We start from the raw sequence: 13,705 nt of genomic DNA on the forward strand, positions 1-13,705 counted from the left end.
GTGATGGCGGTCGCGCTGGCCTCGGTGGCCGCGACCACCCGGTCGATCCTGCTGCGCGACACCGACCAGCGGATCAACAACCTGCTGGCGCAGGAGGCCGCCGAGTTCGCCAACTTCGAGGGGCAGGGCTTCGACCCGGAGACCGGCCGCCCGTTCACCGACCCGGGCCGCCTGCTGAAGGTGTTCCTGCAGCGGCAGTACGCCGACCTGGACGAGGAACTCGTCGGTCTGGTGGGCGAGCCCGGCGGCGACCCGGCGCAGATCATCCAGCAGCGCGAGATCCCGGCCCCGCTGCCCCTGCACCGGGACCCCGACGCCCGGCGCCGTATCCACGCCTCACCGCACTCCACCGGCACCCTGGACCGGCCGGAGGGCGAGATCCGCTGGGCCAAGGTCGACGTGGCCCGGTACGGCGGCGAGCCGGAGGCGGCGTTCGTGGTCGCCTTCCACCCGGGGCGGGAGCAGGCCCGCGCCGACGAGGTGTTCCGGGTGCTGCTCGCCATCTCCGGCGTGGCGCTGCTGATGACGATCGGCATCGCCTGGGTGGTCGCCGGCCGGATCCTCAAACCCGTGCGGCTGGTGCGCACCACGGCGGCGCAGCTCACCGAGCAGGACCTGACCCGGCGGATCCCGGTGCACGGCCATGACGACGTGGCCGCCCTCGCCGAGACGTTCAACGCGATGCTCGACCGGCTGGAGCGCGCCTTCGCCACCCAGCGGCAGTTCGTCGACGACGCCGGTCACGAGCTGCGCACCCCGATCACCATCGTCCGGGGCCATCTGGAGCTGATGGGCGACGACCCCGCCGAGCGCGAGGAGACGGTCCGGCTGGTCACCGACGAACTGGACCGGATGAGCCGGATCGTCGAGGACCTGCTGCTGCTGGCCAAGGCCGAGCGCCCCGACTTCGTCGCCCCGGAGCCGGTGCAGCTCGCCGAGCTCACCGCCGACGTCTTCGTCAAGGCCCGCACCCTGGGCGACCGGGACTGGGTGCTGGACGAGGTCGCCGACCGCGAGGTCCGGCTGGATCCGCAGCGGATCACCCAGGCCATGGTGCAGCTGGCGCAGAACGCCGTGCAGCACACCGCGCCCGGCCAGACGGTCCGCATAGGGTCCCGGGCCGGGTCCGGGACCGTCTCCCTCTACGTCGCCGACTCGGGCCCCGGTGTCCGGGCCTCCGACGCCGAGGTGATCTTCGAACGGTTCCGGCGCGGCACGACCCGCCGCGGGGCGCGCGGCCAGGGCGCCGGGCTAGGGCTGGCCATCGTCCGGGCGATCGCCGAGGGACACGGCGGCCGGGTCCGGCTGCACGGCACCGAGGGCGGCGGCGCCACCTTCGTACTCACCCTGGAAGAGACGGGACCATGAACCGCATCCTCATCGTGGAGGACGAGGAACGCATCGCCTCCTTCGTCGAGAAGGGCCTGCGCGCCAACGGCTTCACCACCACCGTCGTCGCCGACGGCGAGGCGGGCCACGCCTACGCGCTCACCGGCGGCTTCGATCTGGTCGTCCTGGACATCGGGCTGCCCGGCCGGGACGGGTTCACGGTGCTGCGCGCGCTGCGCGAGGCCCGGGTGAGCACCCCGGTGATCGTGCTGACCGCGCGGGACTCGGTCCGGGACACGGTGGCCGGTCTGGAGGGCGGCGCCGACGACTGGATGACCAAGCCGTTCCGGTTCGAGGAGCTGCTCGCCCGCATCCGGCTGCGGCTGCGCACGGCGGCCCGGGCGCCGGAGGTGACGGTGCTGAGGTCGGGTGCGCTCAGCCTGGACCTGCGCACCCGCCGGGCCCGGGCCGGGGAGCGCACCGTCGATCTGACGGCGCGTGAGTTCGTCCTGCTGGAGCTGTTCCTGCGCCACCCGGGGCAGGTGCTCTCCCGCGAGCAGATCCTCTCCCATGTGTGGGGCTACGACTTCGACCCGGGCTCCAACATCGTGGACGTGTACGTACGGGCGCTGCGCAAGAAGCTCGGGGCGCACGCGGTGGAGACGGTGCGCGGGATGGGGTACCGGCTCCCGGCCTGGTGAAGTTTCCTTCATGTGCGGCTCATCGACGGCTCACGGCACCGGTGAACCCTCGATGACGTGACGCCGAACCTCCGCCTGACCACGGCCCTGTGCACGGCGCTGTCGCTGTGTGCGCTGCTGGCGGTCCCCGCCGGCTTCCCCGGCCTGAGCGGCGACGCGCGCCTGACCCTGGCCGTGTTCGCCCTGGCCACCTGCGCCTGGATCGGCACGCCGGTCGACGACACCTACATCGCACTGGGCGCCGGGCTGGCGCTGACCGCCACCGGCGTGATCAGCAGCGACACCCTGTTCGGCACTCTCGGCGACTCCACGGTGTGGCTGCTGATCTGCGCCTTCGTGCTGGCCGCGGCGGTGACCGGGACCGGGCTCGCGGGCCGGGCGGCGGCGTTCCTGGTCGGCGGGGCGCGCACGGTACGGCAGTTGGTGCATCTGACCACCGCCGCGCTGGTCGTCACGGCGTTCGCGGTGCCGGCCACCTCGGGCCGGGCGGCGCTTGCGCTGCCGGTGTTCCTGGCGCTGGCCAGGGCGCTCGCCGACCGCAGGCGGCTGGTGGTGATGCTGGCGCTGCTGTTCCCGACGGTGATCCTGCTGTCGGCGGTGGCGACGCTGATCGGCGCCGGCGCCCATCTGATCACGGTGTCGGTGCTGTGGGAGGCGACCGGGCACCGGATCGGCTTCACCGAATGGCTGCTGCTGGGCCTGCCGCTGGCCGCGGCCTCATCGCACCTCGCCGCGGAGACGGTGCTGTGGACCACGACCCGGCGCGCGGATCGCAGGGGTCCGGTGCGGATCACGGCGGAGGAGATCCAGCGGCACAGCGAGAACCCGGTCACCGGCTGCTGGACACAGCCCGAGAAGCGCTGCGCCCTGCTGCTGGCCACCGTCGTCGCCCTGTGGTGCAGTGAGCCGCTGCACCGGGTGCCGCCCGCGGTCGTCGCCCTGATCGGCGCGGTCGTCGCGGCCTCCCCCGCCCTGGGCACGGTCCGGCTGAAGGACGCGCTGCGGACGGTGCCCTGGTCGCTGCTGCTGTTCATGGCGGCGACGATGGCGATGGGCGTCGCGCTCGCCGACTCCGGCGCCGCGACATGGCTGGTGTCCGGACTGCCCGTGGACATCGGGCCGGGCGTCTTCCTCGCCGTGGTGGTCACGGTCAGCACCGCGGCCCATCTGGTGCTGCAGTCCCGGTCGGCCCGTGCCTCGGTGCTGGTCCCGCTGGTGGTCGCCGCGGCCGTCGGCGCGGGCGTCAACCCGGTCGCCGCGGCACTGGCGTCCACGGCCGCCGCCGGGTTCTGCCACACCCTTCCGGCCTCCGCCAAGCCGGTCACCCTCTTCGCGGAGCTGCCCGGCACCCCCACCTACACCCCGCGCGACCTGCTGCGGCTGTCCGCCGTGCTGGCCCCGCTGACCGCCGCGCTCGTGCTGCTCTTCGCCACCGCCGTCTGGCCGCTGCTCGGCGTGCCCGTGACCCGCTGACGCAGTCCGAAGGAGTCCCGCCATGCTCAACCGTGTCGTCGTCGCCCCCAGCGGCTTCAAGGAGTCCCTGTCCGCCCAGGCCGCCGCCGACGCCATCGCCGCCGGGGTGCGCCGTGTCCTGCCGGTCGCCGAGATCGACCGTGTCCCGCTGGTGGACGGCGGCGAGGGCACCGCGGTCGCACTGGCCGCCGCGACCGGCGGACGGCTGGTGGCGCTGGCCGCGACCGGCCCGGTCGGCGAGCGGGTCGGCACCCACTTCGCGCTGCTCGGCTCCCGGGACACGGCGGTGGTGGAGATGGCGGCGGTGGCGGGCCTCGCCCTGGTGCCGCGTGCCCTGCGCGACCCGGGCGCCACCACCACGTACGGCGTCGGCGAACTGATCCGCGCCGCGCTGGACACCGGGGTGCGGCGCATCCTGGTCGGCTGCGGTGACTCGGGCACCTCGGACGGGGGCGCCGGAGCGCTCCAGGCCCTCGGCGCCCGGCTGCTGGACGCGGACGGCTTCGAACTGCCGCCCGGCGGGCGGGAGCTGACCCGCCTGGCGCGGATCGACCGGACCGGTCTGGACCCCCGGCTGCGCGACGTCGAGCTGGTCGTGGCCTGCAACCCGTTCAACGTGCTGTGCGGCGAGCGGGGTGTGGCCCGGGTGTTCGGCCCGCAGAAGGGCGCCACCCCGGCGCAGGTCGAGCAGCTCTCGGCCGGGCTGGAGAACTGGGCGTACGTCCTCACCCGGGACCTGGCCGGGACCGGCACCGATCTGCGCTCCGGCCCCGGCACCGGCGCCTCCGGCGGGCTGGGCGCGGGCCTGGCGGCCCTGGGCGGCACGCTGCTGCCCCGCTTCGAGGTGCTGCTGGACCAGCTGGACCTGGACGAGCGCCTGGCCCGCGCCGACCTGGTGCTGACCGCCGAGGGCGCCCTGGACCACCAGACGCCGCGCGGCAAGGTACCGGCCGAGGTCGCCCGCCGGGCCAAGCGCTACGGGCGTCCGGTGCTGGCCCTGGCCGGCACCCTCGGCGAGGGCGCGCAGGAGGTGCCGGGGGTGGACGCCTGCCACGGCATCCTGCCCGCGCCGATGGCCCTGGCGGAGGCGCTGGTGCGGGGCGCGGAACTGCTCACGGACGCCACGGAGCGGGCTCTGCGGATGATCCTGCTGGGCGCGCGGCTGCCGGCTCACGCGCCCGAGGTGTCAGGGACGCAACGGCCGTCCTCGGTGCGGTAGTTCCACCGGGCACCGTTGCGCACCAGCTCCCGTGCGGCGGTCACGAACCGCTCGACGTGCTCGTCCGGGGTGCCCGCGCCGAAGCTGACCCGGATGGCGTTGAGGGACTTCTCGCCGGGCGCGGCCTCGGGCGACCCGCACTCGCCCTGCGTCTGCGGGTCGCTGCCGAGCAGGGTGCGCACCAGCGGGTGGGCGCAGAACAGCCCGTCGCGCACCCCGATGCCGTACTCGGCGGACAGCGCGGCGGCGAAGTGGGAGCTGTTCCAGCCGTCGACGACGAAGGAGAGCACTCCGACCCTGGGCGCGTCGTCGCCGAAGAGGGACAGGAACCGCACCTCAGGGACGTCGGCGAGGCCTTCCCGGACGGTGTCGATCAGCCGGCCCTCGCGGGCGACCAGCGTGTCGAACCCGGCCTCGGTGAGCGCCCGGCAGGCGGAGGCGATGGCGTAGGCACCGATCACGTTGGGCGAGCCGGCCTCGTGCCGGGCGGCACTGTCGTGCCACTCGACGTCCACTCCCCCGTCGGCGCGCCGGCCGACCCTGCGGCTGGCGCCGCCGCCCGCCAGGTACGGCTCGGCCGCGCGCAGCCAGTCGGCGCGGCCGGCCAGCACCCCGGAGCCGAAGGGGGCGTACAGCTTGTGTCCGGAGAAAGCGACCCAGTCGACGTCCAGGTCGGTCACGCTCACCGGGTGGTGCGGGGCGAGCTGCGCGGCGTCCAGGACGATACGGGCACCGTGGGCGTGCGCGGCGGCGGTCAGCTCGCGCACCGGCCACAGCTCGCCGGTGACGTTGGAGGCGCCGGTGACACAGACCAGTGCGGGGCCGTACGGTTCGCGGTCGGCGAGGGCGCGCTCCAGGGTCTCCACCGCCCGGCGGGGGGTGCGCGGGGCGTCCAGGTAGGTGACGTCGGCGTCCCGCCAGGGCAGCAGCGAGGCGTGGTGCTCGGTCTCGAAGACGAACACCCGGCAGCCGGCCGGGAGTGCGGCGGCGAGCAGGTTGAGGGAGTCGGTGGTGGACCGGGTGAAGACCACCTGGTCCCCGTCGCGGCAGTCGAGGAACCCGGCGACGGCCCGGCGGGCGTTCTCGAACAGGTCGGTGGAGAGCTGCGACAGGTATCCGGCGCCGCGGTGCACGCTGCCGTAGTACGGCGCGTAGGCCGCGACGTCGTCCCAGACCCGCTGCAGCGCGGGCGCGCTGGCCGCGTAGTCGAGGGCGGCGTAGCCGACCTCGCCGCCGGTGACGAGCGGGACGGTGACATCCCGGCCCAGCACGGGCAGCGGGGTACGGACGGACCGGTCGGCGGCAGCGGTGGTGACAGACATGGGGGTACTCCCGTACAGGCAGGCGGAACCCACCACGCGAGCGCGCACGGCTCGAGCGTGGAAGGGAATGGCGAAAGGGGTGCGGAGGCGGGGCTCGGCGGCCCTAGCGCATTCGCTGATTCACGGAAGGCTCCCTCGAACGACCAGGACCCCTGGCCCCACGCCCCGATCAGCGGCGTGTGAGGGGTCCGCGCTTGCCGCAGACCCTGCTGTCCGCGACCTGGTCCTCACCCGGGGCACCCCGCCACGGACGGAGGGTTGCCGGACAGTCGGCCGGGGCCGCATGACTGTCGCTCATGACCTGGGAGGAAAGTACGCGACACGATCGACGTCCCGCAACCCGGGTCCGGATCGCGGGACGTACGGCTCGTCCACGGGGCGGTGTTCAGGCGTTGCTGGCCGCCACCCAGTGCTCCAGAATCCGCTTGGCGGACCCCGAGTCGATGGATTCGGCGGCCTTGGCCATCCCGGCGCGGATCCGGTCGGTCAGCGGGCCGGTGCCCGGCCGGAGCGCCACCAGGGCCGCCGCCGAGTTCAGCAGCACCGCGTCGCGCACCGGGCCCTGCTCGCCGTCGAGCAGCCGCCGGGCCACGTCCGCGTTGTACGAGGCGTCGGCGCCGCGCAGCGCCTCCACCGGGACCAGCTCGATGCCGACGTCGCGCGGGTCGAAGGTCTCCTCGGCGACCTTGCCGTCGCGGACCTCCCACACCCGGGAGGTGGCGGTGGTGGTCAGCTCGTCGAGGCCGTCGTCGCCGCGGAACACCAGCGAGGAGTTGCCGCGCTCGGCGAAGACACCGGCGATGATCGGCGCCATCCGGGCGTCGGCGACGCCGATGGCCTGGGCGCGCACCTTGGCGGGGTTGGTCAGCGGACCGAGGAAGTTGAACACGGTCCGGATGCCGAGCTGGCCGCGGGCGGCGGCCACATGCCGCAGCGACGGATGGAACTTCACGGCGAAGCAGAAGGTGATCCCGGCCTCCTCGGCGACCTCCGCCACCCGCTGCGGTGTCAGCTCCAGGTTGACGCCGAGCTTCTCCAGCACGTCGGAGGCGCCGGAGGCCGAGGACGCGGCGCGGTTGCCGTGCTTGACGACCTTGGCGCCGGTGCCTGCCACGACGATCGCGGACATGGTGGAGATGTTGACGGTCCTGGCGCCGTCGCCGCCGGTGCCGACGATGTCGACGGTGTCCCCCGGCACCTCGATCACCCTGGCGTGGTCGTACATCGTGCGGACCAGACCGGTGATCTCCTCGACGGTCTCGCCCTTGGCGCGCAGCGCCACCGCGAACCCGGCGATCTGCGCGTCGGTGGCCTCGCCGCGCATGATCAGGTCCATCGCCCAGGCGGTGTCGTCCGCCGTCAGGTCACGGCCGCCGAGCAGACCGTTCAGCAGGGCGGGCCAGGTGCGGCCCGCCGCGGTGTCGCCTCCAGCGGGGGTCACAGCGCTCATCAGCCGCTCCTGGGTCGTAGACGGGAATCCGGCGGGCCGGAGTCCGGGGACAGGCTCCACCCTATCGACCCCGCGGCACGGCCAGGGGCCCCGTCCGAACACCGGACGGGGCCCCTGGCGGATGTGGCGACGCGGGAGGATCAGTGGTGGCCGTGGCCGCTGGTGATCTCCTGGTACTCCTCGACGGTCGGCTTGGGAATCTGGTTCCCCTCGCCGTAGTAGGCGTTGCTGAGCTTGGCGCGGAGCTTCTCGGAGCCCTTCACCTTGCGGCGGACGCCGTTCTCGTCGACCTCCGGGCCGATCTCGGCCGGCTGGTACTGGTCGTGCGCCGTGAGGTTGTGCAGCGCCTCCTGGCTGAGCGGCTCGTGCACCTCGATGAACTCACCGTGCGGCAGGCGCTTGATGATGCCGGTCTCGCGACCGTGCAGCACCTTCTCCTTGTCCCGGCGCTGCAGGCCGAGGCAGATCCGCTTGGTGATCACGAACGCGATGACCGGACCGGCGAAGAAGCCGATGCGGACGAACCAGGTGACCGCGTTGATCGACAGGTCGAAGTGCGTGGCCACGATGTCGTTGCCACCGCCGATCAGCATGATCATGTACGCGGTGATCCAGGCGACACCGAAGCCGGTGCGGGTCGGGGCGTTGCGCGGGCGGTCCAGGATGTGGTGCTCACGCTTGTCCCCGGTGACCCAGGACTCGATGAACGGGTACAGGGCGATCGCGCCGAGGAACAGGCCGAAGATCACCAGTGGCACGAACACGCCGAGCACCAGCGTGTGGCCCCAGAAGTTGACCTCCCAGCCGGGCATGGCGCGGACCAGGCCCTCGGCGAAGCCCATGTACCAGTCGGGCTGGGCGCCGGTGGACACCAGGTCCGGCCGGTAGGGGCCCAGGTTCCAGATCGGGTTGACCGACGCGACGGCGGACAGGGCCGCGATGAGGCCGAAGACCAGGAAGAAGAAGCCGCCGGCCTTGGCCATGTACACCGGCAGCAGCGGCATGCCGACGACGTTCTTGTTGTTCTTGCCGGGGCCCGCGAACTGCGTGTGCTTGTGGTAGAAGACCAGGATCAGGTGGCCCACCACCAGGCCGAGCATGATGCCCGGCAGCAGCAGGATGTGGATCGAGTAGAACCGGGCGATGAAGTCGTCGCCGGGGAACTCGCCGCCGAACAGGAACATCGAGATGTACGTGCCGACGATCGGCACGGACAGGATCGCGCCCTGGGTGAAGCGGACACCGGTACCGGAGAGCAGGTCGTCCGGGAGCGAGTAGCCGGTGAAACCGGTGAACATGCCCAGGACGAACAGCAGGAAGCCGAACAGCCAGTTGATCTCACGCGGCTTGCGGAACGCGCCGGTGAAGAAGACGCGCATCATGTGCACGAACATGCCGGCGAGGAAGATGATCGCCGCCCAGTGGTGGATCTGCCGGATCAGCAGACCGCCGCGCACGTCGAAGCTGATGTCGAGCGTCGACTTGTAGGCCTCGCTCATCAGCTGGCCCTGCATCGGGATGTAGCTGCCGTGGTACTCCACCTCGTTCATCGACGGGTGGAAGAACAGCGTCAGGTACACACCCGTGAGGATGATGATGATGAAGCTGTAGAGGCAGATCTCGCCCAGCATGAAGGACCAGTGGTCCGGGAAGATCTTGCGCATGTTGGCCTTGGCCAGGGAGTAGATCCCGAGCCGGCCGTCGGCCCAGTCGGCGACGCGCTCGCCGGCCGGTGCCTTCCCGCGAGAGCGGGGCTGTTCATTGGATGTAGTGCTCATCCGCGCTCCCAGAAGGAAGGACCGACGGGCTCTTCGAAGTCGCCGAGCGCTTCGAGGTAGCCCTCGTCGTTCACGCCGATACGCAGCTGCGGCAGAGCGTGACCGGCGGGACCGAAGATCACCCGGGCGCCGTCGGAGAGGTCGAAGGTGGACTGGTGGCAGGGGCACAGGACGTGGTGCGTCTGCTGCTCGTACAGGGAGATCGGGCAACCGACGTGGGTGCAGATCTTCGAGTAGGCGACGATGCCCTCGTGCGACCACTCGAGCTCGCGCTTGTCCTTGATGTCCTCCGGCTGGATCCGGACGATCATCAGGGCGGCCTTGGCGATCTCGTTCATGAACCCGTGGTCGTGCTCGTCCAGACCCTCCGGCATGGCGAAGGTCAGCGAGCCCACCGCGATGTCGGAGGGACGCAGCGGCTCGTGCGTGTTCTGGTTGATGAGCAGCTTGCCCCTGGACCACAGGGTGTGGCGCAGCTTGTCCTCGGGCAGCGGGCCGAGGTCGCGCAGCAGCACGACACCGGAGAGCGGCACCAGCGTCAGGGCGCCGAACATGGTGTTGCGGATCAGCTTGCGACGGCCGATCCCGGACTCCTTGGAGCCCTGCTTGAAGTCGGCGAAGACCTTCTCGCGGACCTCGGGGGATGCCTCGATCGGGTGACGCTCGTCGGCGATCTCCACATCGGACATCAGGGTGCGCGCCCAGTGGACGGCACCGGCACCGATGCAGAACAGCGCCACGCCCAGGGTCAGGCCCAGCGCGAAGTTGAGCGCGTTGAGGTGCCCGATCGGCCAGACGTAGATCGACTTGTCGTGCGGGATCGCCACGAACGCGGCGATGAAGCCGACGGTCGCCAGCATGGACACCGTGAACATCAGGGCGACGGAGCGCTCGGAGCGCTTGGCGGCCCGCTCGTCGACGTCCTGGATCCGGTGCTCGTGGGGCGGCAGCCCCGGGTCCGCGAACGGGTTCCGGTCGTCCGCGACGCCCAGCTCGCCGTGCGCGTTGTCGTCGTGTCCTGCGGACCGCTCTGCGGGCAGGTTCTCTTCGGGAATGTCTTGGCTACTCATGACTTCTTGGCCTTTGCGGTCCGAGCGGCGACCCACACAGCGACGGCGATGCAGCTACCGAGGCCGAAGATCCAGCCGAAGAGGCCCTCGCTGACCGGCCCGAGGCCGCCCAGGGAGAGGCCGCCGGGGGAGACGGTCTCACCGCTGTTGACCGCGTTCAGGTACGCGATGATGTCCTTCTTGTTCTGCTCGGTGAGCACGGTGTCGGGGAAGGACGGCATGTTCTGCGGGCCGGTCTGCATGGCCTCGTAGAGGTGCTTCGGGTCGACGCCCTCGAGGTCGGGTGCGTACTTGCCGTGCGTCAGGGCACCGCCCTTGCCGGTGAAGTTGTGGCACTGCGCGCAGTTGGTGCGGAACAGCAGGCCGCCCTCGGCGATGTCCGCGCCCTCGGCGCCGTACTGCTCCTCGGTCGGGATGGCCGGGCCGGCGCCCAGCGAGGCGACGTACGCCGCGAGCTGGTCGATCTCGGCCTGCGAGTAGATGACCTTCTTGCGCGGAACCTGCGCGCCCGGCTGCTGCGCCGGCATGCGGCCGGTGCCCACCTGGAAGTCCACGGCCGCGGCGCCCACGCCCACCAGGCTGGGGCCGTCGGTGGTGCCCTGACCATCGGTGCCGTGACAGCTGGCGCAGCCGACGGCATAGAGCTTCTTGCCCTCGTCGATGGCGAGGGACTGGGCCGTTACGTCGGCCTGCGCCTTGTCCGCTGGTGCGGCCACGGCGTAGAGCCCCCCGGTGCATGCCAGCGCGAGGAGTAGGACGACGAGTGCCGCCAGCGGATGGCGTCGTCGTGCGGAGAGCTTTTTCACGGATTACCCCGGTGTCAGGATCTTCTGCGTCGATGCTTCTGGGATGTGCGCGGGAGCGGACCGCGGCTACTTGATCATGTAGATCGTGGCGAAGAGGCCGATCCAGACGACATCGACGAAGTGCCAGTAGTAGGACACGACGATGGCGGCGGTCGCCTGCTCGTGGGTGAACCTCCGGGCCGCGTAGGTGCGGCCGAGGACCAGCAGGAAGGCGATGAGACCGCCCGTCACGTGCAGGCCGTGGAAGCCGGTGGTCAGGTAGAAGACCGAGCCGTAGGGGTCCGACGAGAGCGACAGGCCCTCGTGCTTGACCAGCTCGGTGTACTCGAACACCTGACCGCCGATGAAGATCGCACCCATGATGAAGGTGACGATGAACCAGCCCCGGAGCTTCTTCACGTCACCGCGCTCGGCGGCGAACACGCCGAGCTGGCAGGTGAGGGAGGAGAGCACCAGGATCGTGGTGTTCGTCGCGGAGAACGGGAAGTTCAGCGCGTCGGCCTTCTCGGACCAGAAGTCCGGGCCGGTCACCGATCGCAGGGTGAAGTACATCGCGAAGAGGGCCGCGAAGAACATCAGCTCGGAACTCAGCCAGATGATGGTTCCGACGCTGGTGAGGTTCGGCCGGTTGACCGACGGGTGCGCGTGCCCGGTATCTACTGTCGTTGCTGTCGCCACGACCGACATTATGTCGGTCGCTTATCCCGCCCTCACTCCGGGGGGTGCCGTTCGGAGTGTCTCCCTGTTCCGGACCGGTGTTGACGTGATGTTCCAGGGAGTAGCATCCCGCCCAACGGCCCGTCCTTACGACGCTGACGTCACGGAGGAAGCATGCAGCCGACCGCCACGGTGCTGGTCTACAGCGACGACTCCAACACCCGCGAACAGGTGCGGCTCGCGACGGGCCGGCGGCCCGCTCCGGACGCACCCGTGGTCGAGTTCGTGGAGTGCGCGACCCCGGCCGCCGTCGTACGGGAGCTGGAGAAGGGCGGCGTCGACGTCTGCGTGCTCGACGGCGAGGCGGTGCCGATGGGCGGCATGGGCGTGTGCCGGCAGATCAAGGACGAGATCTTCCGCTGTCCGCCGGTGCTGTTGCTCATCGGGCGTCCGCAGGACGCCTGGCTGGCGACCTGGAGCCGGGCCGACGCCGCGGTCACCCTGCCGGTGGAGCCGGTGGAGTTCGCGTCGGCGCTGGCGGCGCTGCTCCGGCAGAAGCGGCTGCAGAGCGCATAGGAGTCCGCCTCGTCCTCCGGTCCCGCGCCCTTCGTCACACCGCCCTCGGACGGAGACGTGCCGCCTCGTCCGGTCCGGGGGCGTTCGGGTTGCCGCCCGTAAGGGCGCTGCCGGTCTGCCACTTCCTCCAGTCGAGGTTCCAGTCGCCGAAGCCGTTGCCGAACGGCTCCATCGAGTCGCCGTAGGAGTTGACGACCTGGACCAGGTCGCCCTCCCGGACGGTGTCGAAGAACCACTCCGCGTTGGAGGTGCTCATGCCGACGCAGCCGTGGCTGACGTTGGCGTAGCCGTGGGAGCCCGCCGACCAGGGGGCGGCGTGCACGTACTCGCCGCTCCAGGTGACCCGGGTCGCGTAGTAGACGGGCAGGTCGTACGACTCCGAGGAGCCCTCGGCGATACCGACGGTGCTGCTGCGCATCCGGACGAAGGGCTCCTTGCCGAGCACCACCTTGATGCCGTTGCGGGTCTCGAATCCGGGCTTGCCCGCCGTGACCGCGATCCGCCGGATCGCCTCGCCGTTGCGGTAGACCGTCATCTCGTGCGCGGAGGCGTCCGTGACGGCGATGAGGCGGTCCCCGATGCCGATCTTCAGCGGCTTGGCGGGGGCGCCCCACAACCGGTCGCCGATCTTGATGCCGTGCAGGGTGCTGCGGGCCCGTACGGTGGCGTGGGCGGGCCAGTAGTCCTTGGGGCGGTAGTGCAGCTTCTTGTCGTCCACCCAGTGCCAGGCGCCCTCCACGGCCGGCGTGGACTCCACCTTCAGGGCCCGCTCGACCACCTTGCGCTGTGCCGGGTCCTTGACGGGCAGGCTCAGTTCGGCGGTGATGGGCTGGCCGACGCCGTAGGTGCCCGCCTCGGGGCCGAAGGAGATGTTCAGCCGCTTCTTCGTGGCGGGCCGGCCCGTCTCGAAGGTGAGCACCTTGCGGCCGGGCTGCCCGTCGCCGTTCTCGGTGCTCACCCGGACCGTGTACTGGGCTCCCGCGGCCAGCGGGGAGGTGCTGTGCCACCGGGAGCCGTCGGCGGAGAGCTCGCCCGCCACACGCCGTCCTGCGGCGTCCATGGCGGTGACGTCGGTGATCCGTCCGTCGTCGTCCTCGGCCACGACCTCCAGCGGCTTGTCGGGGTCGGCCTTCTTCCCCGCGCCGACGGGGCCGCTGAAGGAGATCTGGTCGGCCGCGTCGTACGGCGCCGCGGCCAGCGGGTTGTCGTCGCCGCTGCAGCCGGCCGCGCCCGCGCCCAGGGCGACCACCAGCAGCGTGCAGCCGACGGCGGTACGCCGCCCCCGCGCCTGGAAGTATGGGTTGTGGCTCATGACCTCACGCTA

At 71.5% G+C, this 13,705-nt stretch carries 12 protein-coding genes and 1 riboswitch; of the genes, 5 read left to right on the forward strand and 7 right to left on the reverse strand.

Translation table 11 applies throughout. The features are described from left to right. Positions 1-3: 3 nt before the first annotated feature. From V5O46_RS01055 to V5O46_RS01070, 4 genes are read left to right on the forward strand one after another with little or no spacing between them, the layout of a single operon-like run. The gene (locus V5O46_RS01055; protein ID WP_332882740.1) at positions 4-1,368 is read left to right on the forward strand and encodes a sensor histidine kinase; all 1,365 of its coding nucleotides are present in this window, start codon (positions 4-6) and stop codon (positions 1,366-1,368) included. Then, positions 1,365-2,030: a response regulator transcription factor gene (locus tag V5O46_RS01060; protein ID WP_332882428.1), complete on the forward strand. Its 666-nt coding sequence runs from the start codon at positions 1,365-1,367 to the stop codon at positions 2,028-2,030. Before V5O46_RS01055 ends, V5O46_RS01060 begins: the two co-directional genes overlap by 4 nt. 57 nt (positions 2,031-2,087) lie before the next feature. Beyond that, on the forward strand, positions 2,088-3,503 hold the full coding sequence (locus V5O46_RS01065; protein ID WP_332882429.1) for an SLC13 family permease: 1,416 nt from the start codon (positions 2,088-2,090) through the stop codon (positions 3,501-3,503). Positions 3,504-3,525: 22 nt separating this feature from the next. Beyond that, positions 3,526-4,722, forward strand: coding sequence for a glycerate kinase (locus V5O46_RS01070; protein ID WP_332882430.1), 1,197 nt, complete (start codon positions 3,526-3,528; stop codon positions 4,720-4,722). On the opposite strand, the gene V5O46_RS01075 is transcribed toward V5O46_RS01070, so the two are convergent. The 6 genes from V5O46_RS01075 to ctaE form a co-directional block, all read right to left on the reverse strand. After that, positions 4,674-6,044, reverse strand: coding sequence for an aminotransferase class V-fold PLP-dependent enzyme (locus V5O46_RS01075; protein WP_332882431.1), 1,371 nt, complete (start codon positions 6,042-6,044; stop codon positions 4,674-4,676). The genes V5O46_RS01070 and V5O46_RS01075 overlap by 49 nt on opposite strands. A 185-nt stretch (positions 6,045-6,229) precedes the next feature. Further along, a riboswitch (SAM riboswitch) is annotated at positions 6,230-6,346 on the reverse strand. Between the two features lie 83 nt (positions 6,347-6,429). Next, positions 6,430-7,494 (reverse strand): anthranilate phosphoribosyltransferase, encoded by a 1,065-nt coding sequence (gene trpD / locus V5O46_RS01080; RefSeq protein WP_332882432.1) that lies wholly within the window; start codon positions 7,492-7,494, stop codon positions 6,430-6,432. Between the two features lie 140 nt (positions 7,495-7,634). Next, a complete protein-coding gene (gene qcrB, locus V5O46_RS01085; RefSeq protein WP_332882433.1) occupies positions 7,635-9,272 on the reverse strand; it encodes a cytochrome bc1 complex cytochrome b subunit in 1,638 nt (545 codons plus the stop codon). Then, positions 9,269-10,342 carry a cytochrome bc1 complex Rieske iron-sulfur subunit gene (qcrA, locus tag V5O46_RS01090; protein WP_332882434.1) on the reverse strand — a complete coding sequence of 358 codons (1,074 nt, stop codon included), beginning with the start codon at positions 10,340-10,342 and terminating at the stop codon, positions 9,269-9,271. The genes qcrB and qcrA overlap by 4 nt, the downstream gene beginning before the upstream one ends. After that, positions 10,339-11,148, reverse strand: a complete 810-nt coding sequence (gene qcrC / locus V5O46_RS01095) for a cytochrome bc1 complex diheme cytochrome c subunit (RefSeq protein WP_332882435.1) — start codon at positions 11,146-11,148, stop codon at positions 10,339-10,341. The genes qcrA and qcrC overlap by 4 nt, the downstream gene beginning before the upstream one ends. 66 nt (positions 11,149-11,214) lie before the next feature. Beyond that, positions 11,215-11,835, reverse strand: a complete 621-nt coding sequence (gene ctaE, locus V5O46_RS01100; RefSeq protein ID WP_332882436.1) for an aa3-type cytochrome oxidase subunit III — start codon at positions 11,833-11,835, stop codon at positions 11,215-11,217. A 144-nt stretch (positions 11,836-11,979) separates the two neighbouring features. On the opposite strand from ctaE, the gene V5O46_RS01105 reads away from it, so the two are divergent. Next, entirely contained in the window at positions 11,980-12,381 is a 402-nt protein-coding gene (locus V5O46_RS01105) for a response regulator (RefSeq protein WP_332882437.1), read from the forward strand. A 34-nt stretch (positions 12,382-12,415) separates the two neighbouring features. On the opposite strand, the gene V5O46_RS01110 is transcribed toward V5O46_RS01105, so the two are convergent. After that, entirely contained in the window at positions 12,416-13,693 is a 1,278-nt protein-coding gene (locus V5O46_RS01110) for a L,D-transpeptidase (protein WP_332882438.1), read from the reverse strand. Positions 13,694-13,705: the final 12 nt, after the last annotated feature.

The sequence above is a fragment of the Streptomyces poriticola genome (assembly GCF_036689765.1).
GTDB classification, from domain to species: Bacteria; Actinomycetota; Actinomycetes; order Streptomycetales; family Streptomycetaceae; genus Streptomyces; species Streptomyces poriticola.